This window comes from Bacillus fungorum (assembly GCF_002746455.1).
Lineage (GTDB): Bacteria > Bacillota > Bacilli > Bacillales > Bacillaceae_G > Bacillus_A > Bacillus_A fungorum.
The window spans coordinates 215,614-242,045 of record NZ_NWUW01000001.1 but is presented as its reverse complement, the minus strand read 5'-3'; the positions used below and the strand labels follow the sequence as shown (position 1 = coordinate 242,045).

Annotated in this window: 24 protein-coding genes, 2 pseudogenes and 1 riboswitch; of the genes and pseudogenes, 9 read left to right on the top strand and 17 right to left on the bottom strand. The window is 36.0% G+C overall.

Going from position 1 to position 26,432, the window contains the following annotated elements; all coding sequences use genetic code 11:
- Positions 1-241: 241 nt before the first annotated feature.
- On the top strand, positions 242-1,615 hold the full coding sequence (gene nhaC, locus CO726_RS01420; protein ID WP_099683082.1) for a Na+/H+ antiporter NhaC: 1,374 nt from the start codon (positions 242-244) through the stop codon (positions 1,613-1,615).
- 49 nt (positions 1,616-1,664) lie between these two features.
- Here nhaC and cpdB read toward each other — a convergent pair whose 3' ends face one another.
- Positions 1,665-3,974, bottom strand: coding sequence for a bifunctional 2',3'-cyclic-nucleotide 2'-phosphodiesterase/3'-nucleotidase (gene cpdB / locus CO726_RS01415; protein ID WP_099683081.1), 2,310 nt, complete (start codon positions 3,972-3,974; stop codon positions 1,665-1,667).
- 366 nt (positions 3,975-4,340) lie between these two features.
- Between cpdB and CO726_RS01410 the strand changes: the two genes are divergently transcribed.
- Both CO726_RS01410 and CO726_RS01405 read left to right on the top strand, forming a co-directional pair.
- Positions 4,341-5,120, top strand: a complete 780-nt coding sequence (locus CO726_RS01410; protein ID WP_099683080.1) for a GDSL-type esterase/lipase family protein — start codon at positions 4,341-4,343, stop codon at positions 5,118-5,120.
- 72 nt (positions 5,121-5,192) lie between these two features.
- Positions 5,193-5,639 (top strand): MarR family winged helix-turn-helix transcriptional regulator, encoded by a 447-nt coding sequence (locus tag CO726_RS01405; protein WP_088231029.1) that lies wholly within the window; start codon positions 5,193-5,195, stop codon positions 5,637-5,639.
- 24 nt (positions 5,640-5,663) lie between these two features.
- On the opposite strand, the gene CO726_RS01400 is transcribed toward CO726_RS01405, so the two are convergent.
- From CO726_RS01400 to argC, 7 genes are all read right to left on the bottom strand, one after another.
- Entirely contained in the window at positions 5,664-5,870 is a 207-nt protein-coding gene (locus CO726_RS01400) for a hypothetical protein (protein WP_099683079.1), read from the bottom strand.
- Between the two features lie 58 nt (positions 5,871-5,928).
- Positions 5,929-6,489, bottom strand: coding sequence for a DUF2062 domain-containing protein (locus tag CO726_RS01395; protein ID WP_098758529.1), 561 nt, complete (start codon positions 6,487-6,489; stop codon positions 5,929-5,931).
- A 177-nt stretch (positions 6,490-6,666) separates the two neighbouring features.
- A complete protein-coding gene (gene argF / locus CO726_RS01390) occupies positions 6,667-7,617 on the bottom strand; it encodes an ornithine carbamoyltransferase (RefSeq protein WP_099683078.1) in 951 nt (316 codons plus the stop codon).
- A 12-nt stretch (positions 7,618-7,629) separates the two neighbouring features.
- Positions 7,630-8,790 carry an acetylornithine transaminase gene (argD, locus tag CO726_RS01385; RefSeq protein WP_099683077.1) on the bottom strand — a complete coding sequence of 387 codons (1,161 nt, stop codon included), beginning with the start codon at positions 8,788-8,790 and terminating at the stop codon, positions 7,630-7,632.
- Complete coding sequence (gene argB, locus CO726_RS01380) at positions 8,787-9,554, bottom strand: acetylglutamate kinase (RefSeq protein ID WP_099683076.1); 768 nt, start codon at positions 9,552-9,554, stop codon at positions 8,787-8,789. Before argB ends, argD begins: the two co-directional genes overlap by 4 nt.
- A gap of 11 nt (positions 9,555-9,565) precedes the next feature.
- Positions 9,566-10,789, bottom strand: a complete 1,224-nt coding sequence (argJ, locus tag CO726_RS01375; protein WP_136699314.1) for a bifunctional glutamate N-acetyltransferase/amino-acid acetyltransferase ArgJ — start codon at positions 10,787-10,789, stop codon at positions 9,566-9,568.
- A gap of 11 nt (positions 10,790-10,800) precedes the next feature.
- Positions 10,801-11,838: an N-acetyl-gamma-glutamyl-phosphate reductase gene (gene argC / locus CO726_RS01370; protein WP_099683074.1), complete on the bottom strand. Its 1,038-nt coding sequence runs from the start codon at positions 11,836-11,838 to the stop codon at positions 10,801-10,803.
- A 224-nt stretch (positions 11,839-12,062) separates the two neighbouring features.
- Here argC and CO726_RS01365 point away from each other — a divergent pair, with 224 nt between their 5' ends.
- Positions 12,063-12,248, top strand: a complete 186-nt coding sequence (locus CO726_RS01365) for a YqzH family protein (RefSeq protein ID WP_001003210.1) — start codon at positions 12,063-12,065, stop codon at positions 12,246-12,248.
- Between the two features lie 29 nt (positions 12,249-12,277).
- On the opposite strand, the gene CO726_RS01360 is transcribed toward CO726_RS01365, so the two are convergent.
- Together CO726_RS01360 and CO726_RS01355 are read right to left on the bottom strand one after the other, a co-directional pair.
- Positions 12,278-13,072, bottom strand: coding sequence for an SDR family NAD(P)-dependent oxidoreductase (locus CO726_RS01360; RefSeq protein WP_099683073.1), 795 nt, complete (start codon positions 13,070-13,072; stop codon positions 12,278-12,280).
- A 9-nt stretch (positions 13,073-13,081) separates the two neighbouring features.
- On the bottom strand, positions 13,082-14,035 hold the full coding sequence (locus CO726_RS01355) for an MBL fold metallo-hydrolase (protein ID WP_099683072.1): 954 nt from the start codon (positions 14,033-14,035) through the stop codon (positions 13,082-13,084).
- A 165-nt stretch (positions 14,036-14,200) separates the two neighbouring features.
- On the opposite strand from CO726_RS01355, the gene proI reads away from it, so the two are divergent.
- Complete coding sequence (proI, locus tag CO726_RS01350; RefSeq protein WP_099683071.1) at positions 14,201-15,040, top strand: pyrroline-5-carboxylate reductase ProI; 840 nt, start codon at positions 14,201-14,203, stop codon at positions 15,038-15,040.
- Positions 15,041-15,093: 53 nt separating this feature from the next.
- Here proI and sdaAA read toward each other — a convergent pair whose 3' ends face one another.
- The 4 genes from sdaAA to rnz form a co-directional block, all read right to left on the bottom strand.
- On the bottom strand, positions 15,094-15,972 hold the full coding sequence (gene sdaAA / locus CO726_RS01345; RefSeq protein WP_098758519.1) for an L-serine ammonia-lyase, iron-sulfur-dependent, subunit alpha: 879 nt from the start codon (positions 15,970-15,972) through the stop codon (positions 15,094-15,096).
- Between the two features lie 18 nt (positions 15,973-15,990).
- Positions 15,991-16,650 carry an L-serine ammonia-lyase, iron-sulfur-dependent subunit beta gene (sdaAB, locus tag CO726_RS01340; protein WP_098758518.1) on the bottom strand — a complete coding sequence of 220 codons (660 nt, stop codon included), beginning with the start codon at positions 16,648-16,650 and terminating at the stop codon, positions 15,991-15,993.
- Positions 16,651-16,695: 45 nt separating this feature from the next.
- Positions 16,696-16,833, bottom strand: coding sequence for a hypothetical protein (locus CO726_RS32280; RefSeq protein WP_245916534.1), 138 nt, complete (start codon positions 16,831-16,833; stop codon positions 16,696-16,698).
- Positions 16,834-17,393: 560 nt separating this feature from the next.
- Positions 17,394-18,317 (bottom strand): ribonuclease Z, encoded by a 924-nt coding sequence (gene rnz / locus CO726_RS01330; protein ID WP_099683070.1) that lies wholly within the window; start codon positions 18,315-18,317, stop codon positions 17,394-17,396.
- A gap of 189 nt (positions 18,318-18,506) precedes the next feature.
- Between rnz and CO726_RS01325 the strand changes: the two genes are divergently transcribed.
- The 3 genes and pseudogenes from CO726_RS01325 to CO726_RS01315 all read left to right on the top strand — a co-directional run bounded on the left by CO726_RS01325 (position 18,507) and on the right by CO726_RS01315 (position 22,925).
- The gene (locus CO726_RS01325; RefSeq protein ID WP_098758516.1) at positions 18,507-18,758 is read left to right on the top strand and encodes a DUF3932 family protein; all 252 of its coding nucleotides are present in this window, start codon (positions 18,507-18,509) and stop codon (positions 18,756-18,758) included.
- 185 nt (positions 18,759-18,943) lie between these two features.
- Positions 18,944-19,111: riboswitch (M-box (ykoK) riboswitch) on the top strand.
- Positions 19,112-19,442: 331 nt separating this feature from the next.
- Positions 19,443-22,147 (top strand): annotated as a pseudogene (gene mgtA / locus CO726_RS01320) (magnesium-translocating P-type ATPase).
- 75 nt (positions 22,148-22,222) lie between these two features.
- Positions 22,223-22,925, top strand: a pseudogene (locus tag CO726_RS01315) (MgtC/SapB family protein).
- A 41-nt stretch (positions 22,926-22,966) separates the two neighbouring features.
- On the opposite strand, the gene CO726_RS01310 reads toward CO726_RS01315, so the two are convergent.
- On the bottom strand, positions 22,967-24,205 hold the full coding sequence (locus CO726_RS01310; protein ID WP_099683069.1) for a DNA polymerase IV: 1,239 nt from the start codon (positions 24,203-24,205) through the stop codon (positions 22,967-22,969).
- Between the two features lie 140 nt (positions 24,206-24,345).
- Between CO726_RS01310 and CO726_RS01305 the strand changes: the two genes are divergently transcribed.
- Positions 24,346-24,546 carry a hypothetical protein gene (locus tag CO726_RS01305; protein ID WP_098758654.1) on the top strand — a complete coding sequence of 67 codons (201 nt, stop codon included), beginning with the start codon at positions 24,346-24,348 and terminating at the stop codon, positions 24,544-24,546.
- 43 nt (positions 24,547-24,589) lie between these two features.
- Here the strand turns inward: CO726_RS01305 and CO726_RS01300 are convergent, their stop codons facing one another.
- Positions 24,590-25,708 carry a tripeptidase T gene (locus CO726_RS01300; protein ID WP_098758513.1) on the bottom strand — a complete coding sequence of 373 codons (1,119 nt, stop codon included), beginning with the start codon at positions 25,706-25,708 and terminating at the stop codon, positions 24,590-24,592.
- A 127-nt stretch (positions 25,709-25,835) separates the two neighbouring features.
- On the bottom strand, positions 25,836-26,381 hold the full coding sequence (locus tag CO726_RS01295; protein WP_136699312.1) for a GNAT family N-acetyltransferase: 546 nt from the start codon (positions 26,379-26,381) through the stop codon (positions 25,836-25,838).
- Positions 26,382-26,432 lie beyond the last annotated feature (51 nt).

Here is a 26,432-nt window from a genome sequence, read left to right as displayed (position 1 = left end):
TCATACGACCCTTTATTTTGTGATACATTCATTTCACAAGCTAGGGTGGTACCGCGATTTCTTCGTCCCTGCATAATTATATGCAGGGACGTTTTTTTATCCAATCATTTCCGCATCATATTGAGATATGGACAATTACCGGTAATTTGTCACAAAATTCTAAATTTTAGAAGGAAATAAACAATATTGGCGAATTTTATATAAAAAAGAGCTATTTTAGATTACTTAGGAGGGAAAAACAATGGTTTCAAAAATTGAATCTGTTCTTTTAACATTATTTATCTTTTTCTGTATTGGCTTTAGTGTTATTCAATTAGAAGTTTCACCACACATCCCAATTTTATTTGGTATCGTTCTTTTATTAGCATTTGGATTTACGAAAAAAATCTCTTGGTCTACTATGGAAAAAGGGATGATCAGTAGTATTTCAGCTGGTATTCCATCTATTTTTATTTTCTTACTTGTAGGCGTATTAATTAGTGTTTGGATCGCTGCTGGAACAATTCCAACTTTAATGGTATACGGCTTCCAGCTTGTATCTCCTAAAATTTTCGTTCCTACTGTTTTTGTTGTTTGTGCAATTGTTGGAACAAGTATCGGTAGTGCCTTTACAACAGCCGCAACTGTAGGACTTGCCTTTATGGGAATGGGTAGTGCTCTTGGATACGACCCGGCTCTAATCGCTGGTGCAATTATTTCTGGTGCATTCTTTGGAGATAAAATGTCTCCTTTATCTGATACAACAAATTTAGCTCCTGCTGTAACGGGTGTAGATTTATTCGAGCATATTCGTAACATGCTTTGGACAACAGTTCCAGCTTTCATTATTGCTTTTATCGCATTTTTCATTTTAGGAAACGGAACTAGTGGAGACGTTGACTTCACAAACTTTATTAGCACGTTAGAGAAAAATGCAACGATTTCTATCGTTACACTGATTCCAATTTTATTACTGTTCCTATTCGCATTTAAAAAGGTTCCAGCAGTTCCAACATTGCTTGCAGGAATAGTGGTAGGAATTATTATTCTCTTTATTTTTAAACCTAGCACTTCTTTAGCTGATTTAATGAAAATTATGCAAGACGGCTACGTTTCTAAAACTGGTATAAAAGACATTGATAGCTTACTATCTCGCGGTGGCCTGCAAAGTATGATGATGTCGATTGCACTTATTTTCCTAGCTCTTTGTATGGGAGGATTATTACAAGGAATGGGTATTATCACGCAGCTGATGAATATCATCTCTAGCTTCGTAAAAAATAGCACACGCTTAATTATTTCTACTGCTTCAACTGCAATTGGTGTAAACTTCTTACTTGGTGAGCAGTACTTATCCATCGTTTTAACAGGACAAGCATTTGCTAATAAATACGATGAAGTTGGTTTAGAACGTCGTAATTTATCACGAGTACTAGAAGATGCAGGTACAGTTATTAACCCGCTCGTACCATGGGGAGTAAGTGGCGTATTCTTAACAAACGTCCTTGGCGTTCCGACATTTGATTACCTTCCATTCGCAATTTTCTGTTTAGCTTGCCCAGTCTTAACAATTATTGTTGGCTTCACTGGATTTGGCCTTTCATGGAAGAAAGAAAAAGCAGTAACAATTTCATAATATACTAAAAAGGATTACCTTAATCGGTAATCCTTTTTGTATTTCTCGACTATCTATTTGCTTTCTTTCTTCTAAATAACAGAAGTAACCCCGCTCCAACAAATGCCAAACCTGCTCCAATTGTAGAAACAACACTTGTACCTGTTTTCGGTAAATCACGTTCTTCTTTCTTTTCACTCACAGTTGTTGTTTCTTTTGCGTTTTCATTATCCGTTGTTGTTTGTCCAGATCCTGCATTATTTCCATTATTACCTTCATCTGTTGGCGGTGTCGTTGGATTTCCTCCATTACTGCCCTCACCTGTTGGTGGTGTCGTTGGATTTCCTCCATTACTGCCCTCACCTGTTGGTGGTGGTGTTGGGTTCTCTCCACCAGTTTCCTTATTATCATCGTTCTTCTTCGTTATATCAATTGCATATTTAGCAAATTCATTTTCAGATGGTCCAACATATGATATGTTCCCATCTTTCTTTATATACTTTTGTGCATTTGGTGAAGAATCAAACGTTGTATTTAATTTATCTGCAACAATCGGTTTAAACGTCCAATTTTTATCTGCTGCTGGATCAATAACTGGTGTTTCTTGCATATACTTCACAATGATTTGACGTGTTTCATCTTGTGATTGGTATACAACTTCTCCTTTACTTACACCTGGGAACGTTTGGCTACTTCCACGATAGTTATTTGTAGCGACGATGAACTCTTGATTGTCAGCTACTGGCTTACCTTCATATGTCATATTTATAATACGATTCGTATTTGCATTTACAACTTTTCCATCTTTATCGTATTTCGCCGGTTGTGTTACATCAATTTCGTATTTTAAGCCATCTAAAATATCGAAGTTATATGTAGGATAGCCTATATTTACTAATGGCTGTTCTTCTGTTTTCTTTGGATCGATTTGATTAAACTGACCTGCAGACATTTCAAGCCATTCTTTCACTTGTGCCCCATTTACTTTTACAGCATATAACGTATTTGGATATACGTATAAATCTGCAACATTTTTAATTGCTAACGTTCCAGCTGGAATATCCGTATAATATGTAGCACCGTTTCGGCCACCTGCTTTAAATGGTGCTCCTGCAGATAAAACTGGAATTCCTTTATATTTGCTATACTGTCCATTTTCAGCAAATAGCTTTTCTACATACCATTTCTGTGCATTTGTTACAAGTTGTACAGAAGGATCATCTTGTACTAATGAAAAATAACTATTAATTGGCGCTGTCGTTTTTCCTACAGCTGTATTCACATAATCAATTGTCGCTTGATGATCATCTTTAATTTCATTAACTAATTTTTCATCAGATTTTACTAATGGGTTCCCTTTACTATCAGCAATCGGACGAAGTTGCGGCTTCGATTGCTCTTTTTGTACTTCCCATTTTCCGTTTACCTTTTTCAATTGCATATCAATAATACCTAAGTTACTTCCAAAGACACCAGGCATTACAACTGGAACACCATTAAATACGTCCTTCACTTCAGTATGTGAATGTCCCATTAATACTGCATCTACATCAGGAACTTCTGTTAAATAATACGACGCGTTTTCCATGCCAACGTTGTATCCACTCTTATCAACACCGGAATGCGCTAGTGCAACGATAACATCTGCACCTTCTGCTTTCATTTTTGGCACCATTTTCTTCGCTGTTTCAACTATATCTTTCGCTTTAACTTTTCCTTCTAAATTTGCTTTATCCCAGTTCATAACTTGAGGTGGAACAAATCCCATTACGCCAATTTTCACTTTTTGTTTTTGCCCTGATTCATCTTCTACTTCTTTTTCAAAAACATGATATGGTTTAAAGTAGTTTTGGTCGTTCTCTTCATTATTATCTTTATCATCTTTATAGACGTTCGAGTTAATAACCGGGAACTCTGTTTTACTAATTACTTTGTTTAAATAGTCTAAACCGTAGTTAAATTCATGATTCCCAAGAGAGATGACGTCATACTTCATTAAATTCATTAAACGATATAATGGATGTGTATAACTAGGATCCACAGGCTTCTTCGGATCATTTATTTTATTCGCTACATAATCTCCAAGCGGTGTCCCTTGTAATGCATCCCCATCATCAAATAGGACAGAGTTCTTCGCTTCTTCACGTGCTTTATTAACAAGTGTTGCAGTTTGCACGAGACCTACTTTATTATCTGTTTTCGTTTGATAATAATCGTAATTCATTAAGTTAACGTGAATATCTGATGTTTCTAGAATTCGTAAATTAACTGTACTCTCCCCAGCTTTCTCATCCGCATGAGCTGTTGTTGGCAATACTTGCGGCGCTATCACACCTATAGCAAGAGTTGCTCCAGCTAGCATTTTTTTTGACTTTTTCACAAAAAATCCCCCTTATACAATTACCAAAGAATAATGAAATGAATTTCTATGAGTCTCTAACCACATACCTTTTTTCTTCTATTAGATACACAATTTTCATTCCACCCTACGCTAACGAGTAGTCCCCTTAAACGATCATTTGATGAAGACTAGCAATTAACGGGAGATAAAGCTCCCACTATGTAGAATTTTACCTTATCTGACATTATCATATATAATGTCCTTTCATATCGTCAATATTTTTTGACATACTTCTACAAATTTTCTGTAAAGTTATTGTAAACTTTTCATAAACATATAATATGCCCTTACATTGTTAATACTGCTGAATATGATACAATTACCAATTACAAGGAGGATGAATTTATGAAAAAAGTCATCTTAACAATTGTTTGTCTCCTCCTTCTAATCATTTCTTATTCTTACTTTGAAAAGAACGATGAGACAAAACAAAATGAACCAGAAAAAAACACAGAAAAAACATCTACTCCAAGTTGGATTGATAAGCAAACAAACGGTTCCTTTTATCATCTCGTACTAGGTGATTCGCTCGCCAAAGGATATGGATCGACACAAGGGGGATTTGCTGAATTAGCTTCTAAACAAATAGAAGCACAAGTTCATAAACCAATTACAGTAGAAAACCTTGGTATAAACGGTCTTACAACAGATCGTCTCGCTAAAAAAGTTCAATCAGAAGATGTAAAGCAAAAAATTAGAGCAGCAAATATCATTACGATTAATATTGGGGGAAATAATTTATTTCGCTTAAATCGTGATGTCGGTGTTATAGATGGTATTAAAATGTTAAATAAGGAAAAAGCTCATTTTGAAGCGGATGTAAAAAATATTGTAAAGACAGTTAGAGATCAAAATCCGGATGCTTTACTCATTCTTTCTGAACTCTATAACCCGTTACAACTCGATGACTCCATCGCAAGTTATGCAGATATGTTTTTAGACGGCTGGAATGAATCCGTTTATTCCATTTCAAAAGCAAATCAACCATCTATCGTTTTACCCATTCGTAAATTAATATCGAATGATAAAAAAGAATTACTCTTTGACCAAGTACACCCAAATGATAAAGGCTATACGATTATTGCCGATTCATTTACAAAAAAAGTGTTGGCCTACAAATATTAAAATTCCCATGAAACAATTCTATTTTTATAACATGTCTTTTTTGTTACAATGAGAGTGGAAGGGGGCCTTTATATGGAATCACGCGAGTGGGAACGTATTGTTGATCATCTTCTTTCGCTAGTGCCTCTTTTTTATCGCAAATTTATGCTTCCTGGAGAATTTTCTTCTCAAAGACATATGCCGCCATCACATACACAAGTATTACTGCTTCTGCATGAAAATGGCACATTAGCAGTTTCCGAAATCGGCAAGCGGCTAGCGATTTCACGGCCTAACATGACACCTCTATTAAACAAACTGATTCAAGAAGAACTAATAGAGCGTCATTATAGCGAAAAAGATCGACGGGTCATTTTAATTTCCCTAACAGGTGAAGGGAAATTGTTAGTAAATCAGTATCAGCAATTCATTTTAGACAAACTAAAAGAAAATTTCCAAACATTATCTGAGGAAGAGCGTGAGAAGCTCATCCATTCTCTTCAAACCATTCAAAATTTAATTTTGAAAACCAACGCATAAAGCTGCTTCTAAATAGAAGCAGCTTTATGATTCGTAATAATTACCATAATATACATTTGAATATGGCCATGTCGTTAAATATGGTTTTTGATCTTGCGTAGGTTGTTGTGATGGTATTTGCGGTAATTGCTGTACTTGTTGTTGTCGATATAATTCGTATTGTCTACTCGTATCATAAACCGGATAATGATTTACATATGGATATACTTGAGGTACGTAATAATAATACATTCATTCTCTCCCCCTTTTTCTTAAACATATTCAAAGGAAAAAATGAATGTGACACTCTTTATATTTGCATGAGTGGTTCTCTCACTCGTTTCTTTCTATTCTTCAAACGTAACTTACGGTTCTTTTCATACAAATAATGCACAACGAAATATGAAACTACACCAAACACAACTCCTAAAATCGTCATTCCAATTAATACATACACTTCACTCTGCAATAAACCCTTCAATATCGTAAAAATATGACTCGAAAACAAGTCCGATATCGTAAATGGTTCATGATGTATTTTTTGTACATGAAATGGATATATCATTTTTCCTAGCGCATAAGCAAACGGAAATAAAAATACCGGTAGAAATGATATCTTCCCAATAATATTGCCAATAACCGCAGCAGGAAAAGATCCCTTTGCTAATCGAACAATTGGATAAAATATTAAATAGACGAGCGATGCCGTATATATAACCAACATCTCTAAACCAAAACCAATCGCAAAACCTAATGATACTTTCTTTGCTCCTTCTGGTGATCGAAGCAACTTATAATATTGAAATTTTAATATTCTCCACATCCGCTGAAAAAACGAACATGTTTTCTTAGTTGTTTTCACTCTCATCATCTCTTTAACTATATTTTTATACCTAGTATGCCCTTACACACTCCGAAAAACAAATTTCATTTTCCCTTTTATTATAGATGATATCGAAATGGTTAACTAAATATACATATGACATTTCACTATAAAAAATACACCTCCAATTGTTATTCGTGTCTAACAACTGGAGGTGTACATTATTTAGGAAAGCTCTTCTACATTTTTAAATAAACTTACTAATAATGCTTTTTGCGCATGCAATCGATTACCGGCTTGCTCAAATACGATAGACTTTGGTCCATCTATAATTTCGCCTGTTACTTCTTCTTCACGATGGGCAGGTAAACAGTGTAAGAAACGATATGTTTGCTTCGCATGCTTAACAAGTTCTTTATTAATTTGGTATGGTTGAAATAAAGTATATTTCTCTTCTTCTCCCTCTTGCCCCATGCTCATCCAAACGTCAGTATAAATGAAATCTGCTTCACTCACTGCTAATTCAGGATTATGCAAAATTTCAATTTCAGCTCCTGTTTCTTCAGCAATCGCTAACGCTTTTTTTACAATCTCCTCGTTCGGTTCATACCCTACAGGCGTTGCAACAGTCATATGCATTCCGACTTTCGCACTCGCTAACAACAATGAATGACATACATTATTTCCGTCACCTACGTAAGCCAATTTTATTCCTTTAAATGTATTTACTTCTTCATATATTGTCATTAGGTCTGCTAATGCTTGACAAGGATGATGGTCATCCGTTAAACCGTTAATAACAGGAATACTCGATTCTTTTGCAAGCTCTTCTACATCTGCATGTGAGAATGTACGTATCATAATCCCATCAATATACTGCGATAATACTTTCGCAGTATCTGCAACTGTCTCTCCTCTTCCCATTTGCATCTCTTTCCCACTTAAAAACATACCATGTCCTCCGAGCTGTACCATTCCCGCTTCAAAAGATACACGAGTACGAGTTGAATGTTTATCAAAAATAAGCCCTAATATTTTGCCTTGTAATAAAGGCTCCTGCTTATTCTTTTTTAAATATATGGCGAACTCAATTAATGAAATGATTTCTTCTTGCGTCAATTCTTCTAAAGTTAAAAGGTCTTTCGTATTTAATTTTGGTACTTGTACAGTTGACATGAAATCTCCCCCTTATATGATTGATACGTTTTTTGTACAAACTACTTTTTTTATCATATATACTGCCTGTTCTAGTTCTTCATTCGTTACAATGAGTGGCGGTAATAGTCTTATAACATTAAGCCCTGCTTGTAATACGAGAAGTCCCTCTTTTTCTAGTTGTTCTATAAAACTTGCAACTTCATGTGTACATTCAATTCCAATCATAAGCCCCTTACCACGTATATTTTGAATACATTCGACATGTTGTAATTCCTCTTGCAACTTCTGTAATACGTACTCGCCCTTTTCTTGTACTTCTTTTAAAAACGATGGTCTTTTACTTACTTGCAATACTTCTTTCGCTGCAGCCATTGCAACATAATTTCCGCCAAACGTTGAGCCGTGTGATCCTGCAGTAAACGATGTTCCAAGTTCTTTCCTACCAATCATCGCTCCAACTGGAATGCCATTTCCAAGCGCCTTAGCGGTAGTAACGATATGAGGATTTATTCCCATTTGTTCGTAAGCAAATAATGTCCCTGTTCTTCCGATCCCTGTTTGTACTTCGTCTATAATAAATAAGGAACCGAACTTATTGCATAATGTTTCAATCGCTTTCAAAAAAGATAGATCAGCAGGTATGACTCCTCCCTCTCCTTGAACAACTTCTACCATTACTGCCGCAACTTCTTCATTCATTACCTCCTTGAGCGCCTTTATATCGTTAAATGGGGTATGTAAAAAAGACGGAAGGAGCGGACCAAATCCTTCTTTCACTTTATTTTGCCCCGTCGCACTCATCGTTCCGAATGTTCTACCGTGAAAAGACTGCTCACATGTTACGACGAGAGATTTTCCAGTATGCTTACGGGCTAGCTTCAAAGCTGCTTCATTCGCCTCTGCCCCGCTATTACAGAAGAACACATAATCTAATGCTATATTTTCTATTAATAATGAAGCGACTTCTTCTTGTAAGCGGTTCGTAAATAGGTTAGATATATGCCATATATCATTAAGTTGCTCTTGTATAGCTTTCATAACAGTAGGATGACAATGTCCTAAATTACATACGCCAATTCCCGATGTAAAATCTAAATATTGCTTACCATTTTTATCAATAACTTTCGTTCCCTTTCCCTTTACAAACTCAATATTTCTTCTTCCATACGTTTGAAAAAGATGACTTGTCATACAATACTCACGCCCCTCGTTACCGTCGTTCCGATACACTCACCTGTATCTTCAGTAAAATCTTTTGTACCATTTACGATACTTATCTTTTGTACTCCCATTTTTAATGAAGCTAGTGCCGCCTGTACTTTCGGAATCATCCCGCCTGTAATAACTCCTTTTTCTATAAGAGTTGCAATTTCAGACTCATCTGTTTTCTTTATCAATTTCCCTTCATGTAATATCCCATCTACATCCGTAATAAAAATGAGTTCTTTTGCGGATAGTGCGGCCGCAATCCCAGCTGCAGCGGTATCCGCATTTATGTTATAAATCTCATTATCATGAATCCCGACCGGAGCAATAACAGGAATATAATTCATATTTATTAACCCTTTTAATAAGGCTGTTTCTACATAGCTTACTTCTCCCACATATCCTATCTCCTCGCTGACAGGTTGAACTTGAATTAATTTGCCGTCACATCCTGAACAACCTACTGCAAGTAAATTATGCTTTTGTAAATTCATTACGAGTTTTTTATTCGTACTTCCGCATAGCACCATTTGAACAACATCCATAACTTCTTTTGGTGTTACCCGTAATCCATCTTTTTTTTCTACGTTGATATTACAATCTTTTAATTTGGCATCAATTTCCGGGCCACCACCATGAACAATCACTACTTTATACTTCTGCTGCAATTTCTTTATACAATCAAAAAACACATCATTTAATTGCTCCAACATACTACCGCCGCATTTCACTACAATATAATCGCTCATCTTTCCTCTCCTTATGTACGATAACAAGCGTTTATTTTCACATATTCATAGCTTAAGTCACAGCCCCAAGCTGATCCGGTCTCTTCTCCTAAATGTAAATACACATCAATCATAATTTCATGTTCTTGTAATCTCTTTTTCATTTCCTCTTCAGAAAACATTTGAGGTTCACTATTTTTTAACACAACGATAGATTGAAGAGTAATATCAATTGTATTTGGATTAATCGCTACTTCACTTTGTCCAATGCTGCTAATAATTCGCCCCCAATTTGGGTCTTCACCGTGTATTGCGGTTTTCACAAGACTTGAACCAATTATTTGCTTTGCAATTTTCTTTGCCTCTTCACTCGCTTTCGCTCCTAGCACATTTACTTCTATTAACTTCGTAGCGCCTTCACCATCTTGTGCAATTTTTTTGGCTAAATCTTCACATACCTTCTGTAAAGCAAATACGAAAGTTTCCCAATCTGCATGTTCCATATCGATTGGTTTCGTTTCTGATAATCCACTTGCCATAACGATGACCATATCATTCGTAGAAGTATCTCCATCCACCGTAATTTGATTAAATGTATGATTCGTTATTTGTGATAATGCTGTTTGCAATACGTCATGCTCTATATGAGCGTCTGTCGTAATAAAGCTCAGCATCGTTGCCATATTCGGATGAATCATCCCTGAACCTTTAGCAACACCAGCAATCGTCACTTTTTTCCCATCAATAATCATTTCATAGCAAGTTTCTTTCGTTATAAGATCCGTCGTTAAGATTGCTTCAGAAAAAGAATGAGCTTCCCTTTCTTCCTTCGCCGGAATAAGAGTTACAATTCCCTTTCGGATTATATCCATCGGTAAAGGAACACCAATTACACCTGTTGAAGCTACTGCAACATACTTTTCTTTCACTCCAAAATGTTCCGCCCCTAATGCGCGCATCTCGTAAGCATCTTGCAATCCTTTCATTCCTGTACAAGCATTTGCATTTCCACTATTAACGATAATAGCTTGTAATTTCCCCTCAGTCGTTATACTATCCTTTGTTACTTGCAACGGGGCTGCTTGTATTTGATTTGTTGTATAAACAGCAGCACATGATGCCGGTACATCACAAACGATTGCCCCTAAATCCTTTTTCTCCTTTTTCAGACCAATTGCAGTACCGATGGCCGAGAAACCTTTCGGCGTTACAATCGAACCATTTTCTACTTTTGTAATAGACGCTATTTTAATCATCACGTCCCCCCTTATAAATAAAGCGGCATATGTTGTAAACCTGTTGTTTCTTCTAGTCCCGCTACTATATTTGCATTTTGAATCGCTTGCCCAGCCGCACCTTTCATCATATTGTCTATAACAGAAACGACTGTCACTCTTCCTGTTCTTTCATCGTAAGCTATCCCCATATCACAATAATTTGAGCCCCTCACTTCTTTCGGACTTGGAAATTCTCCTTGCGTGCGAATTCGAATAAAAGCCGATTGTTCATACGTTTCTTCATATAACTTTTGAAGTTGTTCTATTTCCATTTCTCGTTTTACTTTCGCATACAATGTAACCATAATCCCTCGTGATATCGGTATTAAATGTGTACTAAACGTGATTGGCTTCGTTTCCCTATTCCACTCTGCAAGCATTTGCTCAATCTCAGGAACGTGTTGATGCTCATTTACTTTATAAATACGCAAGTTATCGTATAACTCAGGAAAGTGAGTCATCGTTGTTGGCGTTTTGCCTGCTCCAGATACTCCTGATTTCGCATCAATAATAATTGAATCTTCTTCAATTATGCTGCTACGTACTAACGGCAATATCGCTAATAATGCAGCTGTAGCAAAACATCCCGGGTTTGCAATTAAATTTGCCTTTTGAATTTCGGACCTTTTCCATTCACTTAACCCATATACTGCTTTCTTAAGAATTTCTTCTTTTGCAGCTGCCCTTTTATACCACTGTTCATATGTCGAAGGATCTTTCATACGAAAGTCTCCAGATAGGTCAATTACTTTTAAACCTACCGCTAATAATTTTGGAGTTAACTCTGCTGATACTCCTGCTGGGGTTGCTAAAAATACAATTTCTGCTTCCTTCACTATTTCCTCCGCATCAATTTCTTGTAACGTATGAACAAAAACATTTTGAAAATGCGGATATACATTTGTTATACACTCGCCAACTTGCGAAAAAGAATGAAGAGATGTTATCGAAAAATATGGATGTTGCTCTAATAACCGAATTAACTCAATACCTCCATACCCAGTTGCTCCAATAATCGCGACTTTCATATGCTCCTCCTCATATCGATTCTTTAAATTAAGTATGATTATAATATTGTATATTTATAGAGTCAATTAAATATTTATAAATTTTGCAAACTTTAAAAACTTAATTTTACTAGAAAAACAATATATATAACCGAATTTTTATACACGAATAGTGTATAGTAGTTTTTCCATTTCACTTCTAGTACAATAAAACAATACATGTATACATACAGGCGGGGAAAAACATGAATGAAAAATTAATTGAGAAAATGATTATAAAAAGTTTTCAGCAATATCAATGTAATCCTATGTCAAATGAAGATCAGGAAATGCTAATTAAACATATTCAAACGATAATTCATTCAAATACTGAAATTGATGTATACGAGGCAGTTGAGGATATCGTTTACGATTATGTGACTGGAAAATAAAAAATAGGAGATTTCCATATGGAAATCTCCTATTTTTTGCTTAATGATTTGCCTGCAACACGCTCAAATAAACCTGGGAATAGAGCATAAAGTTTCGGACCAATGCCCATCCATTTCGGTAAGTTTACTTCACGCTTTTTCGTTTTCATTGACTTTACGATTTGTTCTGCTACATATGTTGGTTTTAACATGTATCGTCCCATATTTTTCACATATGTACCAGATTGATCAGCTATTTCAAAAAAGTTCGTATCTATCGGACCTGGATTAATCGCTGTTACGAAAACATTTGTACTAGACAACTCCATGCGTAAACTATTCGTAAAACCTAATACGGCATGTTTCGTCGCTGCATATGCACTCGATTTTGGAGTTGCAATTTTCCCAGCAAGTGAAGCAATATTAATAATATGTCCTTCGTTTCTGTTTACCATATAAGGTAGTACCGCTTTCGTACAAGCTACTAATCCAAATACATTTACTTGGAACATATCTTTCACTTCATCCATTGACGCATCTTCAAACGTTTTAAAAATACCAAATCCCGCATTGTTTACTAATATATCAATACGTCCCACTTCTTGTAATACCTTTGAAAAAACAGATTGTACTCCCGTCTCTTCACTTACATCTAATACATAATAATAGCAAGGCGTATTATAAGTTTCTTTAATTTTGTCTGCTAACGCTTTTAATTTCTCTTCTGTTCTAGCCATTAATACTGGAGTCGCCCCTTGCTCTGCAACTTGCATTGCAACTTGCTCTCCAATTCCACTAGAAGCACCTGTAATGACGATTACTTTATTTTGTAAACGTCCCGTCATTGCTGTCACCTACTTTGCATAATAAATCAATTGTTGCGAAGATTCATCAATCATCACTTGTTGATTATATGCTAAAAAGTCTAATTGTCCAACCGTTTCTGAAATAGTAAGTGGCAATTGTTCCTTATATAATACCGGAAATAGTTTTACACATACTTCAAATGCTGTCATTGGTTTTTCCTTTAATAACTCAAGCACTTTAAACGCACGTGTTTCTTGCTTTTGTAATCTCGTTTCAATAAGTTGTTTCACATTTAGAACATCTTCTCCATGTCCTGATAAAATGCGCGAAATATTCATTTCACTTAAACGCTTTAACGTTTGATTATATTGTAATAACGGGCGTGCCCTTTCTGTTTGTCCTTCATATGGTGGTTCTAATATTGGATTCGAAGAAATATGACTAATGAGAGCATCCCCGCCAATTAATATTCCATCAGATTCTCTATATAATGAAATATGAGTAGAAGCATGACCTGGTGTTTCGATTACTGTAAAGCCAGGTAAGGAATCAATACGATCTCCCTCTCTCACAGTATGCGTTAACGATCTATTACAAGAATATTTCAGTGTCCTTGTCGTCAATAACGCCTCGTCTTTCAAAAATGCTGCTGGAACACCAAATTGCAAGGCTGTCTCTCTAAAAAACTCATGATACCGCTTTAAAAACTCTGGATTTTGCGTAATCCACGGCTCGTTCCAAGGGTGTCCAATAATGTTCGTTTTCTCCGAAAATATATTTAAAAGCCCACAATGATCCGCATGATGATGCGTAATGACTACTGTTTCAATATCTTCTATCTCATATCCTAATGCACCTAATTGACTTTCTAACGCACTTCTTGCCTCTTCTGTATTCGTCCCTGTATCAATTAATGTTAATGTCTCCCCCTCAACTAAAAACACATTCACAGTTTCCACTGCAAATGGTACAGGAATCTCCATTCGGTGAATCGCCGTCATGCTTAGCCCCCCTGTCTCTTTCCGGTTCAAAAATGAATACTTCTTCAGTTTACAACTTCTATATATATTTGTCATTATTTTCAGATAAAAAGAGGTGTTTCCTATAAAAAAACGAATGTATGTACATTTATAAGAATTTCTAACCAAAATTAAAGGAGGAACATCATGTCTATTCAAAACATTTCCTTTCTCGGTGCAGGCTCTATTGCTGAAGCTATTATTGGTGGCTTGCTACATGCAAATGTTGTTAAAGGTGAACAAATCACTGTAAGTAATCGTTCTAACGAGACAAGATTACAAGAGCTACATAACAAATACGGTGTCAAAGGTACTCATAATAAAAAAGAATTACTTACTGATGCAAATATTCTTTTTCTAGCAATGAAACCAAAGGATGTTGCAGAGGCGCTTACCCCTTTTAAAGAATACATAAATAATAACGTGCTTATCATTTCATTACTAGCAGGTGTTTCTACTCACTCAATTAGAAAACTACTTCAAAAAGACGTTCCAATTATTCGTGCAATGCCAAATACATCCGCAGCCATTTTAAAATCAGCTACCGCTATCTCCCCTTCAAAACATGCAACAGCGGAACATATTCGCACTGCAACATCTTTATTTGAAACGATTGGTCTCGTCTCTGTTGTAGAGGAAGAAGATATGCATGCTGTCACTGCATTATCTGGGAGTGGGCCTGCTTATATTTATTACGTAGTAGAAGCGATGGAAGAAGCTGCAAAAGAAATCGGTTTAAAAGAAGATGTTGCAAAGTCACTTATTCTTCAGACGATGATTGGTGCTGCTGAAATGCTAAAAGCAAGTGAAAAACATCCTTCTATTTTGCGAAAGGAAATTACTTCTCCTGGTGGAACGACCGAAGCAGGCATTGAAGTATTACAAGAACACCAATTTCAACAAGCACTTATTTCTTGTATTACACAGGCTACACAACGATCACATAATCTTGGGAAAACATTAGAACAACTAACAAAAGAAAAATAAAAAAATGGAGCTCAATCTTACTTGAGCTCCATTTCTTTATAAACATATATTTTTTACTTATTAGTCTTCCCAAAAATCTCTTCTTGCAGACGACGACCAGTTGGTGTTGCTGCAAGTCCACCTTCAGCTGTTTCACGAAGTGCTACTGGCATCGTTTGTCCGATTCTAAACATTGCCTCAATTACTTCATCACATGGAATGGTACTCGTTACACCAGCTAATGCTAAATCAGCTGAAATCATCGCATTTGCAGCTCCTGCTGCATTACGTTTTACGCAAGGTACTTCTACAAGTCCTGCAACAGGATCGCATACTAAACCAAGCATGTTCTTTAATGAAATTGCCATCGCTGTAGCTGCTTGATCTTGTGTTCCACCAGCCATTTCAACTGCAGCTGCAGCTGCCATTCCACTTGCTGAACCAACTTCAGCTTGGCATCCTCCCGCTGCACCAGAAATACAAGCGTTATTCGCAACAACCATACCGAAAGCTCCTGCTGTAAATAAGAATTCAATCATTTCTTCACGTGTAGGCTGCAATTTTTCTCTTAGTGCAAATAGTACACCTGGCACTGTTCCAGCAGACCCTGCTGTTGGTGTTGCACAAATAATTCCCATCGCTGCGTTTACTTCATTTGTTGCAACAGCTTTACTCACTGCGTCCAAAATCGTATCTCCAGATAAGCCTTTTCCGCTCTTCATATACGCCTGAACTTTTACAGCATCTCCACCAGTTAAACCAGTTGGTGATTTCACACCGCGAATACCACGTTCTACTGCTTGCTCCATCACGACTAAGTTCTTTTCCATACCAGCGATTACTTCTTCACGTGAAATACTTCTTGTTTCCATTTCACATTGAATCATAATTTCTGCGATTTTTACATTTTGTTCTTTAGCTTGCGCCACTAGTTCCGCTGCGTTCCGAAACATGGTGTGTCCCCCCTGCAATTATTCCATAATAGTTACTTGACAAATATTTTGTTGCGCTTTTATTTCTTCAATCACTTTATCTGCTAATAATTCATCTGTTTCGATGACCATAAGCGCTCTTCTTCCTTTTTCTTTACGAGAAACACTCATTGTACTAATGTTAATCTCGTGTTTCGCAAGGATTGAAGCTACTGCTGCAATAGCACCGAAGCGATCGTTATTTACAATAAGTAGTGCTGGGCTCGTGCCTGATAATTGAAGATCGAATCCGTTTAATTCTACAACTTCAATTTTACCGCCACCAATCGAGCAAGCAACAACTTCAATTTCTTCTTCACCTTTATACAAACGAATTCTCGCTGTATTTGGGTGAGGTGCATTTGCATCTTCTTCAATGAATTCCACTTCAATTTCGCGCTCTTTTGCTATCTCTAGCGCCTCTGGAATACGTAAGTCATCTGTTTCAAATCCTAATATCCCACCTATTAGCGCTACATCTGTACCATGCCCACGATACGTCTTTGCAAATGATCCATATAATGAAATGATTACTCTTTCTGGTTCATGACGAAACAGCTGGCGAGCAACTTGCCCCATTCTTGCTGCGCCTGCTGTATGTGAACTTGATGGACCAATCATAACTGGACCAATAATATCAAATACTGAGCGATACTTCATCATAACTCCCCCTCAACCTCTATGAAAAATTTTTTTACTATTCTATTAAGCTACCAAATCGGTTGCTTTTCCAGTTGTACTACGAATTTGTCTCGCTATACGAATTGGATCGTTTTTGAATAACAGTGAAACAATATATCCTGAAATAATACTAATCATCATAATAAATAAGAAACTTAGCATTACCTTCATTTAAAAATAATATAAGCTAATCCACAATAAAGTCTGGTAGCAATCCAAAGTTTAACACAGAACCCCTTACAAGGATAGCATAAACAAGTGAAACTCCCATTGCTTTCATACCTTTTGGTGCTTTAAAGCTAAAAGGTGAAAAAAGACTTAGTATAAATAATAGTAATATCCTTCTTATTATAATTTCCATATTGCCCTCTCACGATTTAGTCAACTTCACTTGTTGCGATAAATGGCTAAAATGCATGTATCCTACAATAAATTATAATCTGCCCTCATTATAGCTTGTTTTTAATAAAACGCTTACTTTTATTGAATTTTAAAAGTTCTGAATAACAATCCGTTTTTGCTATTTGTACTACTCGTATGTCGTCTGACTTATATAACAGTTTTTCTAAATAAACGGTACTTTGTATTTTTATCCTATATCTTCACATCATTAAAACTTTCTGTTTCATCCAATATAAGCATAAAATGATAACAGTTTTATTTTTATTTTTTTTAGAAACAAAAAAATGGCAACCTCTCGTCACCACTTTTTCACATCATTATTATCTTTCTACTGGAAATATTTTCAAATCCATAGCTATTTCTGTATTAGAAAATAGCTCTCTTGCCTCTTTCAATAGTTCCTTATATGTATCCCCTTGATAACGAGAACTAATATGAGTCAATATTAATCGTTTTGCATTGGCCTGAAGTGCAATACTCGCAGCTTGCTTAGTTGTAGAATGAAAATAATCATACGCTTGTTGTTCATCTTCTGCCGCAAAAGTTGCTTCATGAACAAGTACGTCAGCGTCTTGTGCCAGCTCTCTACTCGCTTCACAATATCTTGTATCACCTAAAATGGTAATAATTCTTCCTTTTTGAGGTGGGCCGATAAAATCTTTTCCGTTTAGTATCGTACCATTGTCTAATTCAACCACTTCTCCATCTTTTAAACGTTTAAAGAGTGGACCTGGTTTCACACCCATCTCCAGCAATTTATCGACTAAAAGGGCGCCTTGTATATCTTTCTCTATAATACGATATCCAAAACATTCAATACCATGTGACAATCTTTTCGTTTCCACATGAAATTCATTATCTTCAAACACAGTACCTTCTTCTGTTATCTCAACAATTTCAAGTGGGTATTTTACATGTGTCGTACTTACTGATAATGCCACTTCAATAAATTGTTTAATTCCTTTTGGTCCATACACTGTTAAAGGTGTAGTCCCTCCTTGGAACGAACGGCTTCCCAATAAACCAGGCAATCCAAAAATATGATCACCATGTAAATGCGTAATAAATATTTTTTCAATGCGGCGTGGACGTACTGATGTATGTAATATTTGATGTTGTGTCGCCTCGCCACAATCAAATAACCAAGTCTGTCCTCGTTCTTCTAACAATTGCAAAGCAATTGCTGAAACGTTCCTTCCTTTCGAAGGAACACCTGCACCAGTTCCTAAAAATACAAATTCCACTTTCTTTCCTCCAGCTCTTTATATAATCTACCTTTCATCTTACGGAATGTTATTTCAAATGGCAAATCGAATTTACATAACCAATCATCTAGACAACTATATATCACGAACGTTATACTCAAAAAACTTATCAATTGTTCGTGTTTTATGTTAAAATGATTATACTACATTTTAAGGGAGCGTTTTATTATGAAAGAAGCATTTCGTTTACAAACAGATTTTTCATCTTCATTTGATCGCTGGGTAAGTTCTTTCGTGTCTGATCACCCAGCACAATTAGAATGGACGACTTTGAAAGAATTAATCCATGAATATACAACAACACATACAAATGATTCGTTACCAACATATATTTCTTCAGCTTTAACATATTATGCACAACGTGTTTCAACAACAAACAATTCAGAAATTGTTATTTTTGAAAATACTACAATCTCATAATCTATAATAAAAAGCACTGTAATCAGTGCTTTTTATTTATGTTCATTACAATATTTATTTTCCAATCTTATTTCAAAAAAACTCCTCTTATTTCCTACTATATAGCCACCATAAATCTATTTGAGTTTTCAAAAAATATATTGACACTACAAAATTTCAGTGCTAACATTCAACATGTAATTGAATATGGTCTCTGTTAGGTGAGGCTCCTGTATAGAGAAACGCTGCTGCCCAAAAATGTCGAGAGACGCCAATGGGTCAACAGGAAAGGTCGGAATGAAGGCCTTTTTTAACGTAGCTGGTTTCAGTACCTATGCTATACAGTGCTAAAACTCAACGAGGGAGAGGTGCGTGTATTTTGTCATACACAAAAACTGTTTTTATCTATATTTACTAACAGTCTTTGTTTTGGACTCTTTTAACTGCGAATTCAGACCTTTACTCGTTTTGAGTAAAGGTCTTTTTACGTATATATGCACCCTACTATGAAACAAACATAGCATATTCAGAAACTACTAAATTGTACGGAGGTGAGGAACAGTTGGCAATTGATGATTCGGCCCAGATACCCATATGTTTTACGTTAATATTTCATCATGTAGGTAGGAAAGAAACTGTTCCTCCTAATTTCAAATAGTCGAGTAACAGATTGTTTCCTCCTTCATGAAAAAGGAGGAACTACCAATGTTAAATGTACAAAGCCAAGAAACAAAGCATGCTTACAATCAAGAGAGCATGCAAACAAATAACGAATTATTAGTGGAAGTCGCAACACAAGATGTAAACAATGCGTTACGCCTTTTAGAAACAACAGAAGATGGGCTCTCTAAACTAGAAGCGTCTCGTAGACTTTCTTTATATGGCCTCAATGAAATAGCTTATAATAAAACATCACCGTGGTACATTCAATTTCTGCTAGCATTTAAAAATCCGTTTATTTTTGTTTTATTAGCTCTCGGCGCACTCTCTTTTTTCACAGATGACATACAAGGAACTATTGTCGTATCTGTAATGGTAATGCTAAGTGCAACGATTCGCTTTTTACAAGAGTTTCGTTCTCAAAAAGCTGCGGATCAGTTAAAGGCTATGGTTCGAACAACAGCGAGTGTCTTTAGAATAGATGGATTTGTGCACGAAACAAAAAATGTAAAAAGGTTAAAGCAAACTGACACAACGGAAATTCCAATTGAGGAACTTGTGCCTGGCGATATTATTTCCCTTTCAGCCGGTGATATCGTTCCAGCTGATGTGCGTATTTTATCCGCTAAAGATTTATTTGTGAATCAATCTTCTTTAACAGGGGAATCACTTCCTGTAGAAAAATACGAACACTGCTACCATACAGAAAATAAACATCTATTACCGAAAAGCACGAAAAAAAATTACAATCCACTCGATATGGAAAATCTTTGCTTCATGGGGACAAATATTGTAAGTGGTAGCGCAAAAGCTGTTGTCATCTCCACAAGTACCGATACGTATTTCGGCTCTTTAGCAAATAAAGTAATCGGTAAGCGCGTAGAAACAAGCTTTGATAAAGGTGTAAACAAAGTAAGCTGGCTATTAATTACATTCATGCTTATTATGGCACCTATCGTTCTTCTCATTAACGGATTCACAAAAGGGGATTGGCAAGAGGCTTTCTTCTTCGCTATCGCTATTGCTGTAGGTCTTACACCTGAAATGTTACCAATGATCGTAACTGCTAATTTAGCTAAAGGTGCCGTTAACATGTCTAAACAGAAAGTAATTGTAAAACAGCTGAATTCTATTCAAAACTTAGGTGCTATGAACATTCTTTGTACCGATAAAACAGGAACGTTAACAGAAGATAAAGTTGTACTTGTCCGGCACTTAGATCCTAACGGTAATACATGTAATCGTGTATTACACTTTGCCTATTTAAATAGCTTCTATCAAACAGGATTGAAAAATTTAATAGATAAAGCCGTTATGAAACATACAGAAGAAAACCAAAAATTTGATCCATCCGTTTTTCAAAAACTAGATGAAATTCCATTTGATTTTGCTCGTCGGCGTATGTCTTCATTGTGAAAAACAATTCAGGTGAACATACAATGGTCTGTAAAGGGGCAGTAGAAGAAATTTTATCTATTTGCAACTACACTGAAGTAGATGGCAAAGTTGTTTCTCTTACCGACGACATGCGTTTACATGTAAAACAACTAAGTGAGACATTGAATAGTGAAGGTATGCGTGTTATTGCTGTAGCTTATAAAAAAGATAGAAGAATAAATGATACAGAGTACGCAGTAAAAGACGAAACTGATATGATTCTCGCTGGATATATTGGCTTTTTAGATCCACCGAAACCATCTGCAGCTACTGCCATTCAAGCATTACAAAAACATGGTGTACAAGTAAAAATTTTAACTGGCGATAACGAAATCGTGACAAAAAAAATTTGTAAAGAAGTTGGATTAAATATTGGCGAGCCTGTCCTTGGTTACGAAATCGATGCTTTACCTGATAAAGCATTAGCAAAGCTAGCCGAAGAAACAACTGTATTTGCTAAACTAAATCCAATACAAAAATCTCGAATTATACGAGTATTACAAGGAAACGGACACACTGTAGGTTATATGGGTGATGGTATTAATGATGCCGTAGCGTTACGTGAAGCTGACGTTGGCATATGTGTTGATACTGCAACTGATATTGCAAAAGAGTCTTCCGATATTATTCTACTTGAAAAAAGTTTAATGATATTAGAAGCAGGTATTTTAGAAGGACGCACTACATTTGGGAATATTTTGAAATGCATTAAAATGACAGCGAGCTCTAACTTCGGAAATGTATTTAGTGTGTTAGTAGCAAGTGCATTCATTCCCTTCTTGCCGATGCTTGCCATTCACCTTTTAATTCAAAACTTACTTTATGATATTTCACAACTGTCTATTCCATGGGACAAAATGGATAAAGAGTTTTTAGAAAAACCAAGAAAATGGGATACTGCAAATTTACGTAACTTCATTATTTGCATCGGTCCCATTAGTTCCATATTTGACATGATCACCTATGTGATCATGTGGAACGTCTTCGGTGCAAATACAGCTAGCGAACAATCATTATTCCAATCAGGTTGGTTTGTCGTTGGATTACTAACACAAACTTTAATTGTTCACATGATAAGAACACGGAAGGTTCCATTTATTCAAAGTACTGCATCAGTACCGGTTCTTTTATTAACCGCTTGTATTATGGCAATCGGAATTTACATTCCATTCTCACCACTTGGAGCAGCCGTTGGATTACAAGCATTACCACTTAGCTATTTCCCTTGGTTAGTAGGAATACTATTAGGCTATGCTTTCTTAACACAGCTCCTAAAAAAAGTTTATATTAAAAAGTTTCATAGCTGGTTATAAAAATGAGAATGAGCGGGTACTCCCCGCTCATTCTCAAAAACATAACATGGACTTATATGTATGGAGGTGACCATGATGGTATGGTATGACATTGTATTAAGATTATTTATTGCAATTATTGTAGGTGCTTGCATCGGAATGGAACGGCAATGGAGACATAGGATGGCTGGTTTACGGACAAATGCTCTCGTATCACTTGGTGCCTGTATATTTGTTTTATTATCCGTCATACTTGATCACGGATGCTAGCCCCTCACGTATTGCCGCTCAAGTCGTTAGTGGCATTGGCTTTTTAGGAGGCGGCGTTATTATCCGCGATGGTTTTAGTATTAGAGGGCTTAATACTGCAGCTACCCTATGGTGCACAGCTGCCGTTGGTACTCTTACAGGCGCTGGCTTCCTCGTTGCAGCTATATTAGGTGCAACCGGCGTTTTACTAGCAAATATACTACTGCGCCCAATCGCTCTCTTTATGAATCAGAAATCAAAAGAAGAATCGCCTGAACAAACGAACTACTTACTTTCTCTTACTTGTTCAGAAGAAAATGAAGCCCATATTCGTTTTTTACTTATGCATATGGTAAGTTCTGAAGGCATCGGTTTAAAAGAATTGTATAGTGAAGACGTAGATTCTAATCAAAAAGTGTGTATACAAGCTACATTACACTGCAACACAAATACAGCGGTCTTAATAGAAAAAATAGTGAGTAGAATGCTATTAGAATCTGGCGTTACTGCAGCAGGGTGGAAAACTTCATTAGATTTAGAAGCAAGTTAAAAATGAAAGGTGTCATGATATTTACAGCTTCATGACACCTTCTATATAAACTTATTTTCTAATTTTTGCTGAAAAGACTTTTCTTGCTTACGTAATAATTGACTACCTCGTTGTAAAAGCGGCATTCCATATTTATCATTAATTTGATCAATGACAGCAAGTAGCGGCTCTTCTTTCGCATCTTCTTCAAATGAAAACAAATCTAATTGTTTCACCGATTCTGTCTTCCACTCTATTTCAGTAGCCGTAACACCTAGTAAACGAACGGAATCACCGTCCCAATGTTGCTTCCATAAACGAGAGGCTGCCTGAAAAATATCTCGTTCTTCCCAAATGGCATTTTTCAATTGCTTACTCCGCGTTACCGTCCGCCTATCATGATATTTAATCATAATTTGAATATTATAGCTGACAAGAGTTCGCTTTTGTAATCTTTTACTCACTGATTTGGATAGCCGTTCTAACATATCAAGTAATTCTTTCTCTTCATCCATATCCTTTGAAAAAGTCATCGAATTACCAACGCTTTTATGTTGTCCCATTTGACTCGGATCAACTTCCCTATCATCCATACCTTTTGCACGCTGTTGTAAATCAACACCGTGTTTTCCAATTTTAGCGCGAATGATATGTTCGTTTCCTTTTGCTAACTGCTCAATGGTTTGTATATGAATATCATTTAATTTTTCAGCTGTTTTTTCTCCAATTCCATGCATCGCTTTAACTGGAAGTGGCCAAATCATTTCTGGAATATCTCGTTTTCGAAGCACCGTAATACCGAGAGGCTTTTTCATATCAGAAGCTGTTTTTGCTAGGAAGAGATTTGGAGCAATTCCGATGCTACACGGAAGCTGTAACTCTGTTAATAACGCCTGCTGAATCATCTTTGCTATTTCAAGAGGCGAACCGAGCCCATAACAATCTGTAATATCTAAATACCCCTCATCTATAGAGACTGGTTGTATTTTTTCCGTAAAACGAGAAAGGATTTGAAACATTTGAAATGAAGCTTCACGATATAATGTAAAATTAGGGCGCCTTACAACTAATTGCGGACATAACCTTTTCGCTTCCCAAAGGGGCATTGTTGTACGTATTCCATATTCTCTCGCCTCATAACTACATGTTATGATAATTCCTTTTCTTTCTTTTTCATTTCCAGCAACCGCTAACGGCTTTCCTTGTAATGATGGGTCATGAGCAATTTCGACAGATGCGAAAAAACAATTCATATCTACATGTAAAATAACACGACCATTTTTCGGATACATTTCTCGCACAATACTCACCCTCCCATAGAACGTTCGTTCCTTCATTATATCAAATTCATGTACAATATAATAATTACTTATTCTTTTTATCCTTATTTTTGCTATACTTAATATAAATATGGATATTTTTGTAAAAGAAGTGATTTATTCTGAAATCAAACAGTAAACTCAACTATACATTTCTCGTTATTATATTAATCATCTTAATTAATTATTTATTACTCCCTATTTTTCATATTAACGCAGCAGGGATCCTTCCAAGTCTACTGGGCATTACAACAACTTATATACTGCCATGGATTTTCTTGTATTGGCTTATCCGCCTTGTAAAAGCAATCGAATCAAAATAAAAAGCGTGTAAATCACAGTTGATTTACACGCTTTTCTATTACATTACTTCCCTACTTCTTCAATAATTGCAACAACTAATTCTGCTGTTTTCGCTAATTCTTCAACAGGAATCTTTTCGTTTGTTGTATGAATTTCTTCATAACCAACTGCTAAGTTAACTGTTGGAATACCGTGTCCTGCAATTACGTTTGCATCACTTCCGCCACCACTTTGGTGAAGAGAAGGTGTACGACCAATTTTTTCAGCTGCACGTTTTGCAACTTCTACAACGTGATCGCCATCAGCAAATTTAAATCCTGGATACATAACGTTTACTTCAACGTCTGCTTGACCACCCATTTCTTTTGCAGTTGTTTCAAATGCTTCTTTCATTTTCGCAACTTGCGCTTCCATTTTTTCATTGATTAAAGAACGCGCTTCTGCAAAGATTTGTACATGATCGCAAACGATATTCGTTTGTGTACCACCTTCAAAACGTCCAATATTTGCAGTTGTTTCAGAATCAATACGGCCAAGTGGCATCTTCGCAATTGCTTTCGCTGCGATAGTAATTGCAGATACACCTTTTTCTGGTGCTACACCAGCGTGAGCTGTTTTTCCGCGAATAATTGCATTCACTTTCGCTTGTGTTGGAGCTGCAACAACGATTTCACCAACTTTTCCATCGCTATCTAATGCGTAACCGTATTTCGCTGTAATGCGCTCACGATCTAATGCTTTTGCACCAACAAGACCAGATTCTTCTCCAACTGTAATAATAAATTCAATTTTACCATGAGGGATATTTTTCTCTTTTAAAACACGGATTGCTTCGAACATTGATGCTAATCCTGCTTTATCATCCGCACCTAAAATCGTAGTACCATCTGATACGATATATCCATCTTTAATAGAAGGCTTAATTCCATTACCAGGAACCACTGTATCCATATGAGAAGTAAAGTAAATTGTATCAACACCATCTTTTGTTGCTGGTAATGTACAAATTAAGTTACCTGCGCCATGCCCAGTAACAGCCATTGTGTCATCTTCAAATACTTCTACACCTAAATCTGTAAATTTCTTTGTTAATACTTTGCAAATTTCTGCTTCAAATTTCGTTTCAGAATCTACTTGTACTAATTCCATAAATTCATTTACTAAACGTTCTTGATTAATCATAAGACTGCGCCTCCTGCACTACCATTATGTATGTAACACTATTAATTATAACAGAATTTCGCAAAAGTTTCGAAATACAAGACAAAAAACAGACGGTTTATATGTCTAGATAACCATCTGCTTTTTATTACTCATTTAATAATACCCAGCGCATATGATCTTCCCATACCCCATTAACCATCAACATCTTCCTAGACACGCCTTCATATTGAAAGCCTATTTTCGTCACTACTTGTATAGATGCTAAATTTCGTGGCATAATTGGTGCTTCTATACGATGTAATTGAAATTCCTCAAAAGCAACTTGAATGGCTTTTTTAAGCGCTTCTGTCGTATAACCTTTGTTTAACTCTTCCTTATCTAATTTATAACCGAGTACACAAGATTGATAAATTCCGCGAACAATTAAATTAAATGAAATACACCCAATTACTTTCGTATCATCACCCTTTTTAAAAATCCAAAGCCTGATGATTTTACCCTCTGCGAACTCTTTTCTATCCTTTTGTAACTTTTTCTTTTGATAATCTAATGTAAAAAAATCATCCGGTCTATACTCTTCCCAAGCTTTTAAAAATTCACGATTTCTGTCGTAATATTGAAGAACTTTTTCAGCATACGACTCATCTATTTCCCTTAAATGTAAACGATTTGTTTCGTATATTTTCATCATCGTATCTCCATTCTTCAGCTTGCATAACAAAAAACTTATACTCTATCATTC